The 2,174-nt window shown below is 44.6% G+C and carries 3 protein-coding genes; 2 read left to right on the top strand and 1 reads right to left on the bottom strand.

Features of this window, described 5'->3' with window-relative positions; genetic code table 11:
- Positions 1–833: PLP-dependent aminotransferase family protein (locus tag VIM87_RS27790; protein ID WP_332000141.1), on the bottom strand; the 833-nt coding region annotated here is incomplete at its 3' end.
- Between the two features lie 95 nt (positions 834–928).
- On the opposite strand from VIM87_RS27790, the gene VIM87_RS27785 reads away from it, so the two are divergent.
- Entirely contained in the window at positions 929–1,363 is a 435-nt protein-coding gene (locus tag VIM87_RS27785) for a GNAT family N-acetyltransferase (RefSeq protein ID WP_332000140.1), read from the top strand.
- 81 nt (positions 1,364–1,444) lie between these two features.
- Positions 1,445–2,143, top strand: a complete 699-nt coding sequence (locus tag VIM87_RS27780; protein ID WP_332000139.1) for a YafY family protein — start codon at positions 1,445–1,447, stop codon at positions 2,141–2,143.
- Positions 2,144–2,174 lie beyond the last annotated feature (31 nt).

The raw sequence follows: 2,174 nt of genomic DNA, 5'->3' as shown, positions 1-2,174 counted from the left end.
GGAATATTATGTTTGGCCAGCAATGCCACCACCTCTTTTTTATGTTCATCCGGCATACAGCTTCCCAGGGGAGTACTGAAGTTTGTAACCAACAAACAAAGATCGATCTTATGTATTGCCTTCTTCAGCGCTTCAATTTTTATACCTGTATTGGGATGAGTAGGCAGCTCAAGCACCTTCAGGCCAATGCTTCCGGCCAGCTGTAAAATGCCGGGGTAAACAGGGCTTTCTATGGCGATGGTATCGCCCGGCTTTGCCACAGCCATCATGCAGAATGCCAGCGCATTCATGCCGCCTGCCGTGGTGACCAGGTCGTTTTCATGCAGGCTGCCTCCCCAGGAAATAGAACGCGCTGCAATGATCTTTCGCAGCTTTTCATTTCCCTGCAATGCTTCATACCCGGCGCCGCTGTCGCGGAGCTGCCGGGTTGCATGCATGATCTCTTTATTCAAGGCTGCCAGGGGCAATAATTCATCTGAAGGAACGCCAATGGAAAACAGCGTAAGGTCTTTCCTGCCCAGGTTCAGATAAACTTTACTGATCATTTCATCCGGCTCCTTATTGCTGCTGATCTGAGAAGGGCTGCTTGTTTCAGGAAGCGGAAGCCTTTTATGCGGTAGCTGGCTTACAAAATATCCGGACTGGGGTATTGACTCTACCAGTGACTGTCCTTCCAGTTCCAGGTAAACCCTTTTTGCCGTGTTCATGCTAATATTATGCTCGTGGCACAACGTTCTGACAGAGGGCAGGCGATCGCCTGCTTTTAATACTTCCTTTCTGATCAGCTGCGCAATGTTGTCTGATATTTGCAGATAGAGATAATCCTGCTTCATGCAGCAAAAATAACTGTATCCATTAAAATATTAGAAACTGTGACTGTGTTCATTTACAGTGCTTGCATAGTTTTGTATAAAAATTATAGCAGGATATGTCAGCAATAAGCATTAAAACAGGTGTTGAGAATATGGATGTTCAGGTAGTTCACCGTTTCCTGTCAGAAGATTCTTACTGGGCGAAGAACATTTCTTTTGAGCTGGTGCAGCATTCGCTGGAGCATTCTTTTTGTGTAGGTGCTTTTATAGACGGGCAGCAGGTTGGGTTTGGAAGAGTGATCACGGATTATTATACTTTCGGCTGGTTCGCTGATTTCTTTGTATTGCCGGCACATCGTGGAAAAGGGATCTCTAAAAAGATGTTATCTTTTATATTGGAACAGCCCTGGTCAAAACGTTTGAGAAGGATCATGCTGAACACAAGCGATGCGCATGGGTTATATCGTCAGTTTCAGTTTAAGGATCTTTCAGGCCCTGCCAGGCTCCTGGAAATTTACAGGCCGGATGTTCATTTACAGTATACAGAATAGCTGAAGCCTTCTGTTACAGGGATTTCCGGAGCCATTTTGTAATGTTATCAAAATAGCCTTTCTTCATTCCAACATTGCATAATGGATAACACGGATACAAAAAGACTTTCCCGGCTAACTGCAATCCTTACACAGCTGCAGACCAAACGTATTTTGACCGCTCCCGAACTTGCTGCTAAATTTTCGGTAAGCATCCGCACAATATACAGGGATATCCGGGCACTGGAACAAGCCGGCGTTCCTGTGCTAACGGAAGAAGGCAAGGGATATTCGCTGATGGAACATTACAGGCTTCCACCCGTAACATTTACGGAAAGCCAGGCCAATGCTTTAATTATTGCCGAGCAATTGGTGCTGAAGAATAAAGATGCGTCCTTTATTAAAGATTATTCGGAAGCGATCGACAAAATTAAAGCAGTATTAAACCATAGTGTAAAAGATAAAGCTAATTTACTTTCAGAGAGAACGAGGTTCGATCAGAACCTTAACCGGGAAAGGAACAGCAATAATTTATCTGAGCTGCAATTCGCGCTTACAAACTTTAACCTGGTTAAAATTGAATATACCAACGAAACCCAGAAAACAAGCTCCAGGCTCATTGAGCCATTTGCATTATTAAACACCCAGGAGAACTGGCTGTTAGTGGCCTGGTGCCGCCTGCGGAAAGAGTTCCGGTATTTCCGCCTTGACAGGATCAAAAAGCTGGAGCTGCTTTCAGAAAAATTCACCCCGCACAAAATGACATTACAGGAATATTTTGACAAATTTTATAGCTCCTGAAATACCCCTGACATAGGGCTGTCATCTGGCC

Origin of the sequence: Chitinophaga sp., assembly GCF_036569125.1 — a bacterium.
In the GTDB taxonomy this organism is placed as follows: Bacteria; Bacteroidota; Bacteroidia; order Chitinophagales; family Chitinophagaceae; genus Chitinophaga.
This window is presented reverse-complemented; position numbering and strand designations above follow the sequence as displayed.